Source organism: Azospirillum halopraeferens DSM 3675, from assembly GCF_000429625.1.
In the GTDB taxonomy this organism is placed as follows: Bacteria; Pseudomonadota; Alphaproteobacteria; order Azospirillales; family Azospirillaceae; genus Azospirillum; species Azospirillum halopraeferens.
This window is the reverse complement of record NZ_AUCF01000006.1, coordinates 314,817-327,582: the sequence shown is the minus strand read 5'-3', so window position 1 is coordinate 327,582 and position 12,766 is coordinate 314,817. Positions and strand designations below refer to the sequence as shown.

The following is a 12,766-nucleotide window of genomic DNA, read 5'->3' as shown; positions in this document are numbered from 1 at the left end:
CTCTCGATACACGATCGACCTCATGTTCGGATGCGCCGGCTGGCAGGAAACATGCTCGCCAGGTCGAATTCGTCGACGTTCGGCAGGACCACGGCAAAGGACTCGTCCACCAGGGTCTCCAATCAGGCATCCAGCCCGCCCGTACAGACTTTCCCGGCGATCAACGAAGAGAATTCGACCCACGTCCGCTCCATCACCTCCGGCTCATGGCCTCCGGGGATCGGCGAGCAGCGCCCGGTATGCCGCCTCCACCGCCGCGGCCAGGGCGCGGGCGTCGCCGAGGGGGCCGTGGCGCAGGCGCGTGCGCAGCTCCGTGCGCAGGTCCGCCAGCCGTCCCGTGTCGGCGGCCAGCGCCACGGCGGTGCGCCGGTAGCCCTCCGGGTCGGTCGCCACCAGGTCGGGCAGGCCGACGCGGGTGAGCAGGGCGGCGCCGACCCGCGCGGCGTGGCGGTCACCGGCGAGGGTCACGACGGGCACCCCCATCCACAGGGCTTCGCAGGTGGTCGTGGTGCCGGTGTAGGGGAAGGGGTCGAGGCCCACGTCGATGCGCTCATAGAGGGCCAGGTGGGCCGCCCGGTCGGGCGTCCAGGCCACCGGGTCCAGGCGGTCGGCGGCCACGCCCGCGGCCGCGAACCGTGCCCGCAGATCGGCAATGACGGCGGGATCGCCGAGGGCGCGGCTCTTCAGCATCAGGCGTGAGCCCGGCACGTCCGCCAGGATGGCGGCCCACACCGCCACCACCGCCGGAGTGAGCTTGCCCAACGCGTTGAAGGAGCCGAACACGATCGGCCCCTCCGGCCGCGCCGCGCGCGGTTCCGGGGCACCGTCGGGCGGGCGGTAGCAGAGGAAGCCGCCGGGCAGCCGGATCAGCGGTTCGGAACTCCACGCCTCGGCCCCCGGCGGCTCGATGACGGGATCGGTGAGGCGGCCGTCGAGGGGCAGGCCGGTGGTGCCGGGATAGCCGATGGCGGTCAGGCAGACGGCGGCCGGGCGCCGGGCCAGCACCGCCAGCCGGCTGCCGCCGGTGTGGCCGCCCAGGTCGACCAGAACGTCGATGGCGTCGGCGCGGATCAGGTCGGCCAGGGCCGCGTCCCCCAGCCCCGCCACATCCCGCCAGCCGGCGGCGTGTGCCCGCAGGCGCGCCGTGGTGGCGTCCGGCCGGCGCACGGCGCTGTAGCACACGGGGTGGACGGCGCCGCGGTCATGGGCCTCCAGCAGCGGTTCGAAGAAGCTGGCCACCGAGTGGCTGCAGAAATCCGCCGAGAGGTAGCCGACGCGCAGCGGCCGGCCCGGCACCCACCGGGAGCGTGGGGCGGGCAGCGGCGGCGGCGCGTGCAGGCGGGCCCAGCGGCGGTGCTCCGCCAGCACGGCGCCCGGATCGGCGTCGGGGACGCTCTGAAGGAACAGCAGGGCGTCGGCGTGGCGTTCGCGGGGCAGGGCGGGGGTGATCGCCATGGCCCGGCGCAGCAGGGCCACCGCCTCCTCCGGCCGGCCGGCGTCGTGACGGGCCTGCGCCAGCACGCCCAGCGCCGCGACGGACCCCGGGCGCAGGCGCAGTGCCCGGCGGGCGGCCGTCGCCGCGGCGCCCGGCCGGCCGCGGTCGCGCAGAGCCTGGGCACGGTTGATCCACGCCTCCGCCAGTTCCGGATCGGCCGCCAGCGCGCGGGCCAGCGCGGCGCCGGCATCGCCGTCGCGCCCCAGGGCGCGCAGGGCCAGCGCGCGGCCGTTGTGCCCCTCCGCCAGGGTCGGGTTGCCGGCCAGGGCGGCGTCGAGCACCGCCAGCGCCGGCCCCGGCCGCTCCGCGGCGATCAGCGCCGCCGCGTGGTCCAGCGCCGCGGCGGGCCGGTCGGGAGTCATCCCGGCGGCCATGCCGAACGCCGCCGCCGCCGCCGCGGGGTCGGCGGGCAGCAGCAGCAGGCCGAGGTTGCGCGCGGCCGCGGCGTTGGCCGGATCGGCGGCGAGGGCGGCCCGGTAGGCGGCGGCGGCACGGCCGGGACGCCCCAGGTCGCGCAGCGCGTTGGCGCGGTTGAAATGCGCCTCCGTCAGGCCGGGATCGCGCCGCACCGCATCGCTGTAGGCGTCGATGGCGTCCGCCGTCCGCCCCGCCGCGTGCAGGGTGACGCCCAGGTTGTAGCGCACCCCCGCCGAAGCGGGCTCCAGCCCGGCCAGCGCGGCCCAGGGAGTGACCGCGGCGCCCGGCCCCTCCTCCCGCGCGGCGGCTTCGGCCAGGGCGTGCCAGACGTCGGGGCGGTTCGGTTCCAGCGCCAGCACGCGGCGCAGGGCCGGAACGCGCGGCCGGGACAGGGCGGCCAGCGCCGCCGCGTGGTTCAGGCGCAGGTCCGTGCGCTCGGGCGCCAGGCGGATGGCCGCGGCGAAGCGGTCGCAGGCGGCTTCGGGCCGGCCGTCGCGCGCCGCGGCGATGCCGGCGAGGTGCCAGGCGTCGGGCTGTGCCGGGTCGGCGTCGAGGATGCGCCCGCACAGGGCCTCGGCCTCGCCGAGCCGGCCGGCCTCCAGCAGATCGAGCGCGGCCAGCAGCGCCTCACCGATTCCGGCCATGGTCTCGTTCCGGGCGGGGGTGGGGAGTCGGGACCATGGCAACCGGTGGTCTGTCGTGCGGGGGCGGTGCACGATAGACCGGCCGCCGGCGTCCGCATAGCCGGAACGCCGGCGCGGAGCCTTACGCGTAGCGGTAGGGCGGGCCGGCGTTCTTCATGTCTTCGGCGTATTTGCGCAGGATCTCCACCACGCGCTTGCGCCGCGGGCTTTCGGCGGCGATCTCGTCCCAGAATTTGTGGGCCTCGTCCTCCACCGTCTTCCATTCCGCGTCGGGGATGGTGGTCAGCTTCATCTTGGTGCCGCTCACCCGCAGGCGCGCCTCGCCACCCCAGTACCAGTGCAGGCGGTAGTAGTGGGAGCTGTCGATGCACAGGCGGAACAGCGTCTTCAGATGCTCCGGCACCGCGTTCCATTTCTCGGTGTTGGCGAAGTACGAGCCGCACCAGGCGCCGGAGATGTTGTTGGTGAGGAAATAGTTGCACACGTCGGCCCAGCCGACCGTGTAGTCCTCGGTGATGCCGGACCAGGCGATGCCGTCCAGCTCGCCGGTCTGCACCGCGACCTGCACGTCCTCCCACGGCAGGGTGACGGGAACCACGCCGAAGCGCGCCAGGAAGCGTCCGGCGGTGGGGAAGGTGAAGACGCGCTTGCCCCTGAGGTCGGCCAGGGAGTTGATGGGCTGCTTGGTGGCGAAGTTGCAGGGGTCCCAGGCGCCGGCCGACAGCCAGGTGACGCCCTTCACCTCGGCGTACGCCTCTTCCCAGATCTCCTTCAGGCCATAGGTGTGGAACAGGGTCGGGACGTCGAGGCTGTAGCGGGTGGCGAAGGGGAAGTAGCCGCCGAACACCGCCACGTCGACGGGGGCGGAGATGGAATCGTCGTCGCTCTGCACCGCGTCGATGACGCCCTGCTGCATGGCGCGGAACAGCTCGCCCGTCGGCACGAGCTGGTCGGCGTAATAGAGGTCGATGACCATCTCGCCGTTGGCCGCCTTGTTGAAGGCGTCGATGGAGGGCTTGATCACGTGCTCGGCCAGCGCCGGGCCGGCGTAGGTCTGCAGGCGCCACTTGATGGGGGCCTTCTGCGCGTGGACGGCCGGTGCCGCCAGGGCGGCGGTGCCGGCCGCCGCCGCGGCGGCCCCGGCGGTCTTCAAGAGGTCGCGTCGGTTGCGCATGCGGGTCTCCCTCCTCGGTGGATGGTTGGGTTATCGGCCGTAGACCTGGCCGGGCAGCCACAGGGCCAGATCGGGAAAGGCGGTGACCAGCGCCAGGGCGAGCACCATCACCGCGACGAACGGCACCACCGACCTGTAGATGTCGGCCAGGGCGATCTGCGGCGGCGCCATGGCACGCATCAGGAACAGGTTGTAGCCGAACGGCGGCGTGATGTAGGCGATCTGGCAGGTGATGGTGTAGAGCACCCCGTACCACACGAGGTCGAACCCCAGCGCGCCCACAAGCGGCACGAACAGCGGCGCGACGATCACCAGCATGGCCGTGTCGTCCAGGAACGTCCCCATCACCAGGTAGGTGAGCTGCATCAGGATCAGCAGTTCCCAGGGACCGAGACCCAGATCGCCGATGAAGAACCCCTCGATCGCCTTCACCGCCCCCAGCCCGTCGAAGACGGCGCCGAAGCACAGGGCGGCCAGGATGATCCACATGAACATGCAGGTGATCAGCAGGGTCTTGGTGACGGTGGCGTGGATGACGCGCAGCGTCAGCCGCCGCTTGACCGCCGCCGCCAGCGTCGCGGCGAGCGCGCCCACGGCGGAGCTTTCCACCAGGCTGGTGAAGCCCATCAGGAACAGGCCGGTCATCGCCAGGAAGATGGCCAGGGGCAGGATGCCGGCGCTGAGCAGGCGCAGCTTGTCGGCCAGCGGCATGCTCCGCTCCCCGGCCGGCAGCGGCGGCCCCAGGTTCGGCTGCAGGCGGCAGCGCACCACCACGTACAGGATGAACAGCCCGGCCATCAGCAGGCCGGGCACCACGCCGGCCAGCCACAGGGCACCCACCGGCTGGCGGGCGATCATGCCGTAGAGCACCAGGACGACACTGGGCGGCACCAGGATGCCCAGCGAACTGCCCGCCTGGATGACGCCGGTGATCATGATCTTGTCGTAGCCGCGGCGCAGCAGCTCCGGCAGGGCGATGGTGGCGCCGATGGCCATGCCGGCCACACTGAGCCCGTTGATGGCGGAAATCACCACCATGAGAAGGATGGTGCCGATGGCCAGCCCGCCGCCCAGCGACCCCATCCACACGTGGAACATCCGGTAGAGGTCTTCCGCGATGCCGGATTCCGACAGCATGTAGCCCATGTAGACGAACAGGGGCAGCGTCAGCAGCGGATACCACTTCATCAGCTTCATGGCCGCGCTGAATCCCAACTGGGACCCGCCGTCGCCCCACAGCAGCAGGCTCGCGGCCACCGCCACGAAGCCGATCACCGCGAAGACCCGCTGGCCGCTGATGAGCATCGCCATCATCGAGGCGAACATCAGCAGCGCGATCATCTCGTAGCTCATGTGGGAGGATCCCCGGCCGGCAGGCCGTCGTCGATCTCCAGCCCCCTCAGGCGGGCGACGTCCATGATCAGGATCGCCACCGCCTGCATGAGCGTCAGCAGGATGCCGACGCACATGACGATCTTGATCGGGGCCATGGCGGGCCGCCAGGCGGAGTAGCTGCGCTCCCCGTACTCCAGCGCGTAGAGGGTGCTGGAGACCCCGCCGAACAGCAGCATGACCAGGAAGGCGATCAGGAACACCGCGGTGACCGCATCGACCAGCAGGCGCGTGCGCGGCTGCCAGGTGCCGTATAGAAGGTCCATGCGCACATGGGCGTTCATCAGCAGGGAATAGGCGCCCCCCAGCAGGAAATAGGCCACCATCATGAACTGCGACACCTCCAGCGCCCAGATCGGCGGGATCAGGAACGCCTTGGCATAGGTGGCGTAGAGCAGAACCCCCATCATGGCAAAGATGGAGTACATGACCACGTAACCGACCCAACGGCTGATCCGGTTCGTGAAGCGGACGTACGCGACGAGTGCTTTCGGCATGGTGGGAGCGTGCGCTCCGTTGCAATGACGGCCGGAGACGATCGTGCATGAGGACTCCAAGCCGGAGTCCGTTCAAACATCCAATGAGACGTCAAACTCTATCCGGAGGCGAGATCCGGACGCTGCTCCACCGGTCATACGCCCATCATTTGAGCAGGCGTCCGGTCGTCTTTCGGTTTGCTCTGCAATAAAGGATGCCGGGAAATCCGGAGACCGTCAAGCGGTGCTTCCCGCCGGGACATCCGGATCGGAGACCCCGGCCGCTTGCGGGCGCGTCGTCGCTCCCGACGCGCTGCGCATTGATATTTGTCAATGCTAATGTGTAACGATTCTCATATAAGCGTTGGCTAAATAAACGGGCGGCATCCGCCGGGTCTGCGGGGCGGTGTGCCGTCGAGCATGGACGAGGAAATGCAAGGATGAAGACACCGTTCTCCCCCGGTGGGCTTGACCCCACGGTCGACCGTCGCACGCTGTTCCGGCTGTCGGGGGCCGGGGCCATGCTCATGGCCGCGCCGGCGCTGGCTGCCGAGCCCGCCCCGAACGCTCCCAAGGTGAAGACCGGGGCGCGCATCGTCATCGCCGGTGCCGGTGCCGCCGGGCTGACGGCGGCGTCGCGTCTGGCGGCGCGTCTGGACGGCGCCACGATCACCCTGATCGACCGCCGCAAGGAGCATTTCTACCAGCCGGGCTTCACGCTGGTGGCCGGCGGTTTGAAGCCGCACGGCTATGTGGTGTCCACCACGGCGCAGTACGTGCCCGCCGGCGTCACGCTGGTCGAAGAGCAGGTGGCGGAATTCGACCCCGACGCCAACGCGGTGGTCACCGACACGGGCAAGCGCATCGCCTATGACTATCTGATCGTGGCGACCGGCCTGCACCTGGACTACGCGTCCATCGACGGCATGGACACGGCGCTGATCGGCAAGAACGGCCTGGGAAGCATCTACGCCGGCCCGGCTGCCGCCGAGGCGACCTGGAAGGAGATGACCCGCTTCTCCGAGCGCGGCGGCGTCGGCCTGTTCGGCCGCCCCGCCACCGAGATGAAGTGCGCCGGCGCGCCGCTGAAGTACACCTTCATCACCGACGATTACCTGCGCCGCCACGGCACCCGCGGCAAGTCGGAGCTGATCTACGCGGCGCAGAACAAGACCCTGTTCAGCGTCCCCATCGTGTCGGAAAAGGTGCGGATGCTGTTCCGCGACCGTGGCGTCAAGGTGGCCTACGACCACGTCATGACCGCCATCGACCCCGGCCGCAAGGTCGCCACCTACGCCACCCCCAATGGCCCGGTGGAGATCGGCTACGACTTCGTCAACGTGGTGCCGCCCATGCGCGCCCCTGCCGCCGTGCGCAACAGCCCGCTGCGCTGGCAGGAGGGTGTGTGGTCCGGCGACGGGTGGATGGAGGTGAGCAAGGATTCCCTGCGCCACGTCCGCTATCCCAACGTCTTCGGCGTCGGCGACATCGCCGGCGTGCCCAAGGGCAAGACCGCGGCCAGCGTGAAGTGGCAGGTCCCGGTGGCCGTCGACCACCTGGTCGCCTCGATCGAGGGACGCGTCGCCACGAGCGTCTACAACGGCTACACCTCCTGCCCGCTGATCACACAGCTCGGCCGGGCGATGCTGGTGGAGTTCGACTACGACAACAATCTCACCCCCTCCTTCCCCGGCGTGATCGCGCCGCTGGAGGAGCTGTGGGTGACCTGGGTCATGAAGACGATCGCGCTGAAGCCCACCTACCTTGCCATGCTGCGCGGCAACGCCTGAGGGAGACGACGACGATGAAGGACCTCGACCCCACCGTCTTCGTGGCGGTGTTTCTGGAGATGATGGGCCCGCTGCTGTGGCTGCTCGTGGGGCTTGCCCTGGTCGGCTTGGTCGCCTTTGCGGCCGTGCTGCTGCACGAGCGCCGCATCGTCAGCCGCCGCCTCATCCGCGCCGAGGTGGTTGGCGTGCTGGGCGGCTTCGCCGCGCTCGGCATCATGGCGCTGGTCACCCTGTCGGGCTTCACCGACGCCGGCGGCCCGGTGGACTGGCTGCTGATCGGCATCATCTGGGGCGTGGGCATGGTGGGCACCACCATCCTCGCCTACGCCATCCAGGGACTCGTGTCCTGGCGCGCCGACGCGTGACCATAGACGGGGGCGGCGCGGGCCGCCCCCCGAACAGGACAAGATCCGGACATGAAAAAGGGGCGGCCGAAGCCGCCCCTGATTCCTGCCGTCGTGCCGCCCGGATCAGGCGAGTTCGACGCGCTCCGCCTCCGGGCCCTTCATGCCCTGGCGCACGGTGATGCGCACGCGCTCACCGTCCGACAGACCGCTGAGGCCCGACCGCTCGATGGCCTTGGCGTGGACGAACACGTCCTTGCCGCCGCTGTCCGGAGCGATGAAGCCGAAGCCCTTGGTGGCGTTGAACCACTTCACGGTGCCGTCGACGACCTCGCCGCCGGAGCTGCTGCCGGCATCGTCCCAGCCGCCGCGGCGCGAACCGCCGCCGCCGCCGCCGTAGGACGAGCCGCCGCGCGAACCGCCGCGGGGACGGTCGCCCGTCGCCGTGGAGGTGTCGACGGAATGGAGCGCCGCCACCTGCGGGCCCTTCGGGCCGCGGGACAGGTCGCACACGACCGTCGTTCCTTCGGGCAGCGAGTCATGGCCGGAGAACTGGACGGCGGACGCGTGCAGGAAGGCGTCGGGCGATCCGTCCTCCGGGGTGACGAAGCCGAACCCCTTGTCGGGGTTGTACCACTTCACCGTTGCCGTGATGTTGCGCTGGGTGATTTCGGGGGCGGAGGCGCGGAAGCCGCCGCGCGGCGCACGATCGTACATCGAGGTTCCATGAAAACGCAAACGTTGCTACCCGATATGGGAAGCCAAGCAAACGATGCCTGTAAACGAGCCCGGACGCAACCGCTATTTCTTGACCTGTCCAAATGGACGGCAGCAAATGGGGGCGGACGGGCCCGCCGCGCCGCCGGGGGGCGGCGGGGCTCCGACCGGCCCACCAGATTTAGCGGTGCGCCCTCTGATCACCACCAGCGGCCTGCGATGACCGACGACGACTCGAGTCCCGACTGCGAGGCCTGCGGGGCCTGCTGCACCTATTCATGGGAATGGCCGGCCTTCATCGGTCCGGGCGACGGCGACGGCATTCCGTCCTATCTGGTGGAGGACGGGCGCATGCGCTGCGACGGCGACCGCTGCGCCGCGCTGGTGGGCACGCCGGGATCGTCGGTCTTCTGCCGGGTCTACGAGGACCGCCCCCTGGTCTGCCGCGAGTTCACCGCCGGCAGCGACGCCTGCCGCGCCGTGCGGCGCCATTTCGGGTTCGAGGGGTGACGGAACGGTGCGGGACGGCTATCCTCCGGGCCGCCCCGGCTTCGAGCCACCTCCAAGCCGATGAAGCCTCCGTTCATTCGCCAGGTCGCGATCCGCAACCGGCGAAAGCCGCACAGAACAGCGGTATGGTGTTGATCCTGCTCGACTGTGATGACGGCTGCCCGGCGCAGATCGGGCCGCGCCTGCTCGGTCAAGCCAAGCAGGTGCGCGACGATGTCGAGTATGTCCTCGTTCTCGCCGTTCGGGGGTTCGAAACCTGATTCATCGCAGGGCTGTCCGGACTTCGCGGCCATTTCGGCCTGCCGGCCGACCTTGACGCTCCCGCCCAATCCGATCGGATCCGTGATGCCAATGGCTGGCCGGGCGCCCGCATGCCCGGCGGTTACGACCCCATCACCTACCGGCACCGGATGGCGAAGATGTTCGATCTCGACCGCGCGAGCATCAACCCATCGTTCGCCCGCTTCCGCCGGCGGATGAGCGCCATGCTCGCCGCTGCGGACGGCTGACGCCGGCACCGCCCGGCGAGACCGTCCGGCGGGCGGTGCGGCGGGTCAGGCCGCAGCGCCGCAGCACTTCTTGTATTTCTTGCCGCTGCCGCAGGGGCAGGGCTCGTTGCGGCCGACCTTGGGGGCGCTGCGCGGGCGCTGGCCCATGACGCCGTCCACGTACCACCAGCGGTCATCGCGGCGGGCGAAGCGGCCGGTCTCGTGGTGGACGTAGTCCTTGCCCTGCATGCGGAAACGGGCGACGAACTCGACCACCCCTTCCGAATCGGTTTCGCCGCCGGCGTCGACCGAGCGCACCTCCAGGCCGGTCCACTCGCTGTTCTGCGCCCACTCGGCGATCTGCGCGCGGTCGAAATCGGCGCGGGTTTCCGGCAGCAGGGTGCTTTCCAGATAGTCGATGTTGCCGGTGGCGAAGGCCGAATAGCGCGAACGCATCAGGGCTTCCGCCGTCGGTGCGTGCGCCGTCCCGGCGAGGTAGGGGCCGCAGCAGGCGTCCGCGGCGCGGCCGGAACCGCAGGGGCAGTCGGTCATGGATGCAAGGACCCTTCATGATGGATGCGTCTGCATAGCGCAACGCAGGGGCGGCGGCCAACCCCGAGCGCGGCGTTTGACGCGCCGGGCGGAAGCGGGTACCGCTTCTGCACACCGAAGACCGCCCAGCGAACAGGGAGACCACCATGACCGCCGCCCGGGATCGGGTGCTGGACGTGCACGAGCGTCCGGCACCGGGAACCTTCCTGCTGCTCAGCGTCCAGCATCTCTTCGCCATGTTCGGTGCGACGGTGCTGGTGCCCATCCTCACCGGGCTCAGTCCGGCGGTGGCGCTGGTGACCAGCGGCGCCGGCACTCTGCTCTATCTCGCCTGCACCGGCTTCCGGGTGCCGGCCTATCTCGGCTCCTCCTTCGCCTTCATCGGGCCGATCGTCGCCGCGGCGGCGGTCGGCGGGCCCGGCGGGGCCATGCTCGGGGCGTTCGTCGCGGGCCTCGTCTATCTGGTGGTGGCGGCGCTGATCCGGATGTTCGGGGTGCGCTGGCTGCTCAACCTGCTGCCGCCGGTGGTGGTGGGGCCGGTGATCGTGGTCATCGGCCTGGGCCTTGCCGGCATCGCCGTGAAGATGGCGTCGGGCACCGCCGCCGGCGGTCCCTACAGCCTGGTGCAGTTCCTGGTGGCCCTGTTCACCCTGGGCGCCATCTTCGTCTATTCGCTGGTGCTGCGCGGCTTCTTCACGGTGGTGCCGATCCTGCTGGGCATCCTGACCGGCTACATCGCGGCGGCGCTGGTCGGGCTGGTCGACTTCACCCCGGTGCTGGAGGCGCCGCTGCTGCGCGTGCCCGACTTCGCACCGCTGTTCTCGGGCATGACGGAGGGCGCGTCGGCCCTGGCGGTGATCCTGATCGTGGCCCCCGTCGCCCTGGTCACCATGGCCGAGCACATCGGCGACCAGATCGTGCTGAGCCGCGTGGTGGGCCGCAACTTCCTGGCCAAGCCCGGCCTGCACCGCACCTTGCTGGGCGACGGCCTGGCCACCAGCCTGGCGGCGCTGGCAGGCGGGCCGCCCAACACCACCTACGGCGAGAACATCGGCGTCATGGCCATCACCCGCGTGTTCAGCGTCTGGGTCATTGCCGGAGCGGCGCTCTGCGCCATCGTGCTGGGCTTCGTGGGCGTTCTCAGCGCCTTCCTGCAGACCATCCCGACGGCGGTGATGGGCGGTGTCTCCATCGCGCTGTTCGGCGTCATCGCCTCGTCGGGCATCCGCACGCTGATCGAGGGCAAGGTGGATCTGGGCAACAAGCGCAACCTGCTGATCGCCTCGACCATCCTGGTGATCGGCATCGGCGGGGCCGAGCTGCGCTTCGCCGATGGCTTCGCCATCTCCGCCATGGCCCTGTCGGCGATCATCGGCGTGATCCTCAACGCGGTGCTGCCCGGCCGCGGGTCCGGCGGCGACGTGGAAACGGTGCTGGCCAGCCACGGCTGACCGGTACCTCCGGCGCCCGCCGGTGCCGTCAGTCGAACAGCAGCCCGTGCCCGCGGGCGTCCAGCACCTCCGCCCCGGCGATGGAGGCGATCAGGTCGCCGGGGCCGGCGAATCGCAGGTTGGTGCGGGCCATGAGAATGCCGGCGGTGCGCGCCACCAGGGTGGTGCGCGCCCGCGCGGGATCGGTGGCGGCGGGGTCGATGATGTCGGCCACCGCCTCACCGGCCGCCACCCGGTCGCCCGGGCGCTTGCGCAAGCTCACCACGCCCGCCGCCGGCGCCAGCACGCGGTCGAGCCCACCCAGCGGCGTGGCGGCGCAGCGCAGGGCCGGCAGCGGGCCGGGGTCGCCGGCCACCACGCCGCGGCGCATCAGCACCCGCATCAGCGCCGCCGCGTCGGCGGCGGCGATGGGATCGTCCACGTCGGCCTTGCCGCGCAGTTCCACCGTCGCGGCCAGACAGGCGGGCGGCACCGGCCCCTCATCGGCCAGCCGCTCCGCCAGTGTCCACCACGGCGACGAACAGGCTTCGTCAAAGGGTCCGCCGCCGGAGTCGCGGGCCAGCAGCACCGCCTCCGCCCCCAGTTCCGCGGCGAGGTCGGCGGCATCCGGCCACAGGGCATCGCCGGTGTAGAGGTGGACCACCGCCTCCATGTCGCAGTGCAGGTCGAACACCAGGTCGGCGTCCAGCGCCAGCCCCAGGAGCGCGTGGCGTTGGGTCTCGACCTCCGTGGCGTCCCCACGGGGCGTGCGCCCGGCGTGGGCGGCGCGCAGCGCCTCGCGGATCAGCGCGACGTTGGATTCGGCGTCGGAACCCAGCCGGCCGCGCACCCCGGCCTCCGCGGCATCGGCCAGATCGGCGAAGCCGCGGTTGAAGTTGCCGTCCCGGTCCAGGGCGTAGCGCCCGACCGGCACCCCCGCCACCACCTGCGCCAGCCCCCCGGGGTTGGCGACCGGCACCACCACCACCTCGCCCCGCAGGGTGCCCGCCGCGTCCGCCGCCGCCAGGGCGCCGATCAGGTGATGGGCCACCAGCATGCCGGGGATCTCGTCGGCGTGCAGCCCCGCCTGCACATAGGCCTTGGGGCGTGCGCCGGGCGTGCCGAAGCGGTGCACCGTCAGATACCGCCGCGTTCCCGTCCGCGTCCCCGCCAGCGCCAGTTCCTCGACCCTGTGTGCCATCGTCGTCGCTCCAACCGTCCCGCCTTCTGCAATAGCCCGCCGCCGGCTCCGTTCCAAGGGCGGGGAGGGCCGGCCGGCAGCCTACCGCAGTGGTGTTGCCGGGCCATAGCGTTCAGGGTCGGCCGGCCATAGGAAC

12 protein-coding genes are annotated in these 12,766 nt (G+C 71.0%); 5 read left to right on the top strand and 7 right to left on the bottom strand.

The features are described from left to right. Nucleotides 1-204: 204 nt before the first annotated feature. From G472_RS0109405 to G472_RS32155, 4 genes are all read right to left on the bottom strand, one after another. Nucleotides 205-2,556, bottom strand: coding sequence for a tetratricopeptide repeat protein (locus G472_RS0109405; RefSeq protein WP_051340611.1), 2,352 nt, complete (start codon nt 2,554-2,556; stop codon nt 205-207). Between the two features lie 121 nt (nt 2,557-2,677). After that, nucleotides 2,678-3,730, bottom strand: coding sequence for a TRAP transporter substrate-binding protein (locus tag G472_RS0109400; RefSeq protein WP_029008189.1), 1,053 nt, complete (start codon nt 3,728-3,730; stop codon nt 2,678-2,680). A 30-nt stretch (nt 3,731-3,760) separates the two neighbouring features. Next, nucleotides 3,761-5,083, bottom strand: a complete 1,323-nt coding sequence (locus G472_RS0109395) for a TRAP transporter large permease (RefSeq protein ID WP_029008188.1) — start codon at nt 5,081-5,083, stop codon at nt 3,761-3,763. Beyond that, complete coding sequence (locus G472_RS32155) at nt 5,080-5,619, bottom strand: TRAP transporter small permease subunit (RefSeq protein WP_035691678.1); 540 nt, start codon at nt 5,617-5,619, stop codon at nt 5,080-5,082. The genes G472_RS0109395 and G472_RS32155 overlap by 4 nt, the downstream gene beginning before the upstream one ends. Nucleotides 5,620-6,038: 419 nt before the next feature. On the opposite strand from G472_RS32155, the gene G472_RS0109385 reads away from it, so the two are divergent. Together G472_RS0109385 and G472_RS0109380 are read left to right on the top strand one after the other, a co-directional pair. Further along, entirely contained in the window at nt 6,039-7,388 is a 1,350-nt protein-coding gene (locus tag G472_RS0109385) for an NAD(P)/FAD-dependent oxidoreductase (RefSeq protein WP_029008187.1), read from the top strand. 14 nt (nt 7,389-7,402) lie between these two features. Continuing rightward, nucleotides 7,403-7,753, top strand: a complete 351-nt coding sequence (locus G472_RS0109380; protein WP_029008186.1) for a DUF5368 domain-containing protein — start codon at nt 7,403-7,405, stop codon at nt 7,751-7,753. 105 nt (nt 7,754-7,858) lie between these two features. On the opposite strand, the gene G472_RS40535 is transcribed toward G472_RS0109380, so the two are convergent. Next, on the bottom strand, nt 7,859-8,449 hold the full coding sequence (locus G472_RS40535) for a cold-shock protein (RefSeq protein ID WP_029008185.1): 591 nt from the start codon (nt 8,447-8,449) through the stop codon (nt 7,859-7,861). Nucleotides 8,450-8,668: 219 nt separating this feature from the next. Here G472_RS40535 and G472_RS32150 point away from each other — a divergent pair, with 219 nt between their 5' ends. Next, nucleotides 8,669-8,959 carry a YkgJ family cysteine cluster protein gene (locus tag G472_RS32150; RefSeq protein WP_035691676.1) on the top strand — a complete coding sequence of 97 codons (291 nt, stop codon included), beginning with the start codon at nt 8,669-8,671 and terminating at the stop codon, nt 8,957-8,959. Nucleotides 8,960-9,084: 125 nt separating this feature from the next. Beyond that, the gene (locus G472_RS40530) at nt 9,085-9,219 is read left to right on the top strand and encodes a hypothetical protein (protein WP_281173328.1); all 135 of its coding nucleotides are present in this window, start codon (nt 9,085-9,087) and stop codon (nt 9,217-9,219) included. A 294-nt stretch (nt 9,220-9,513) separates the two neighbouring features. Here the strand turns inward: G472_RS40530 and G472_RS0109355 are convergent, their stop codons facing one another. Next, nucleotides 9,514-9,999 carry a YchJ family protein gene (locus G472_RS0109355; RefSeq protein WP_029008184.1) on the bottom strand — a complete coding sequence of 162 codons (486 nt, stop codon included), beginning with the start codon at nt 9,997-9,999 and terminating at the stop codon, nt 9,514-9,516. A 146-nt stretch (nt 10,000-10,145) separates the two neighbouring features. Here G472_RS0109355 and G472_RS0109350 point away from each other — a divergent pair, with 146 nt between their 5' ends. Then, nucleotides 10,146-11,450: a solute carrier family 23 protein gene (locus G472_RS0109350; RefSeq protein ID WP_029008183.1), complete on the top strand. Its 1,305-nt coding sequence runs from the start codon at nt 10,146-10,148 to the stop codon at nt 11,448-11,450. Nucleotides 11,451-11,478: 28 nt separating this feature from the next. On the opposite strand, the gene G472_RS0109345 is transcribed toward G472_RS0109350, so the two are convergent. After that, nucleotides 11,479-12,630: a succinylglutamate desuccinylase/aspartoacylase family protein gene (locus tag G472_RS0109345; RefSeq protein WP_029008182.1), complete on the bottom strand. Its 1,152-nt coding sequence runs from the start codon at nt 12,628-12,630 to the stop codon at nt 11,479-11,481. Nucleotides 12,631-12,766 lie beyond the last annotated feature (136 nt).

Coding starts and splice junctions, on each gene's coding strand:
- G472_RS32150 (WP_035691676.1), top strand. CDS start 8,669: ATGACCGACGACGACTCGAGTCCCGACTGCGAGGCCTGCGGGGCCTGC.
- G472_RS0109385 (WP_029008187.1), top strand. CDS start 6,039: ATGAAGACACCGTTCTCCCCCGGTGGGCTTGACCCCACGGTCGACCGT.
- G472_RS0109350 (WP_029008183.1), top strand. CDS start 10,146: ATGACCGCCGCCCGGGATCGGGTGCTGGACGTGCACGAGCGTCCGGCA.
- G472_RS40530 (WP_281173328.1), top strand. CDS start 9,085: ATGGTGTTGATCCTGCTCGACTGTGATGACGGCTGCCCGGCGCAGATC.
- G472_RS0109395 (WP_029008188.1), bottom strand. CDS start 5,083: ATGAGCTACGAGATGATCGCGCTGCTGATGTTCGCCTCGATGATGGCG.
- G472_RS0109400 (WP_029008189.1), bottom strand. CDS start 3,730: ATGCGCAACCGACGCGACCTCTTGAAGACCGCCGGGGCCGCCGCGGCG.
- G472_RS0109345 (WP_029008182.1), bottom strand. CDS start 12,630: ATGGCACACAGGGTCGAGGAACTGGCGCTGGCGGGGACGCGGACGGGA.
- G472_RS0109405 (WP_051340611.1), bottom strand. CDS start 2,556: ATGGCCGGAATCGGTGAGGCGCTGCTGGCCGCGCTCGATCTGCTGGAG.
- G472_RS40535 (WP_029008185.1), bottom strand. CDS start 8,449: ATGTACGATCGTGCGCCGCGCGGCGGCTTCCGCGCCTCCGCCCCCGAA.
- G472_RS32155 (WP_035691678.1), bottom strand. CDS start 5,619: ATGCCGAAAGCACTCGTCGCGTACGTCCGCTTCACGAACCGGATCAGC.
- G472_RS0109355 (WP_029008184.1), bottom strand. CDS start 9,999: ATGACCGACTGCCCCTGCGGTTCCGGCCGCGCCGCGGACGCCTGCTGC.
- G472_RS0109380 (WP_029008186.1), top strand. CDS start 7,403: ATGAAGGACCTCGACCCCACCGTCTTCGTGGCGGTGTTTCTGGAGATG.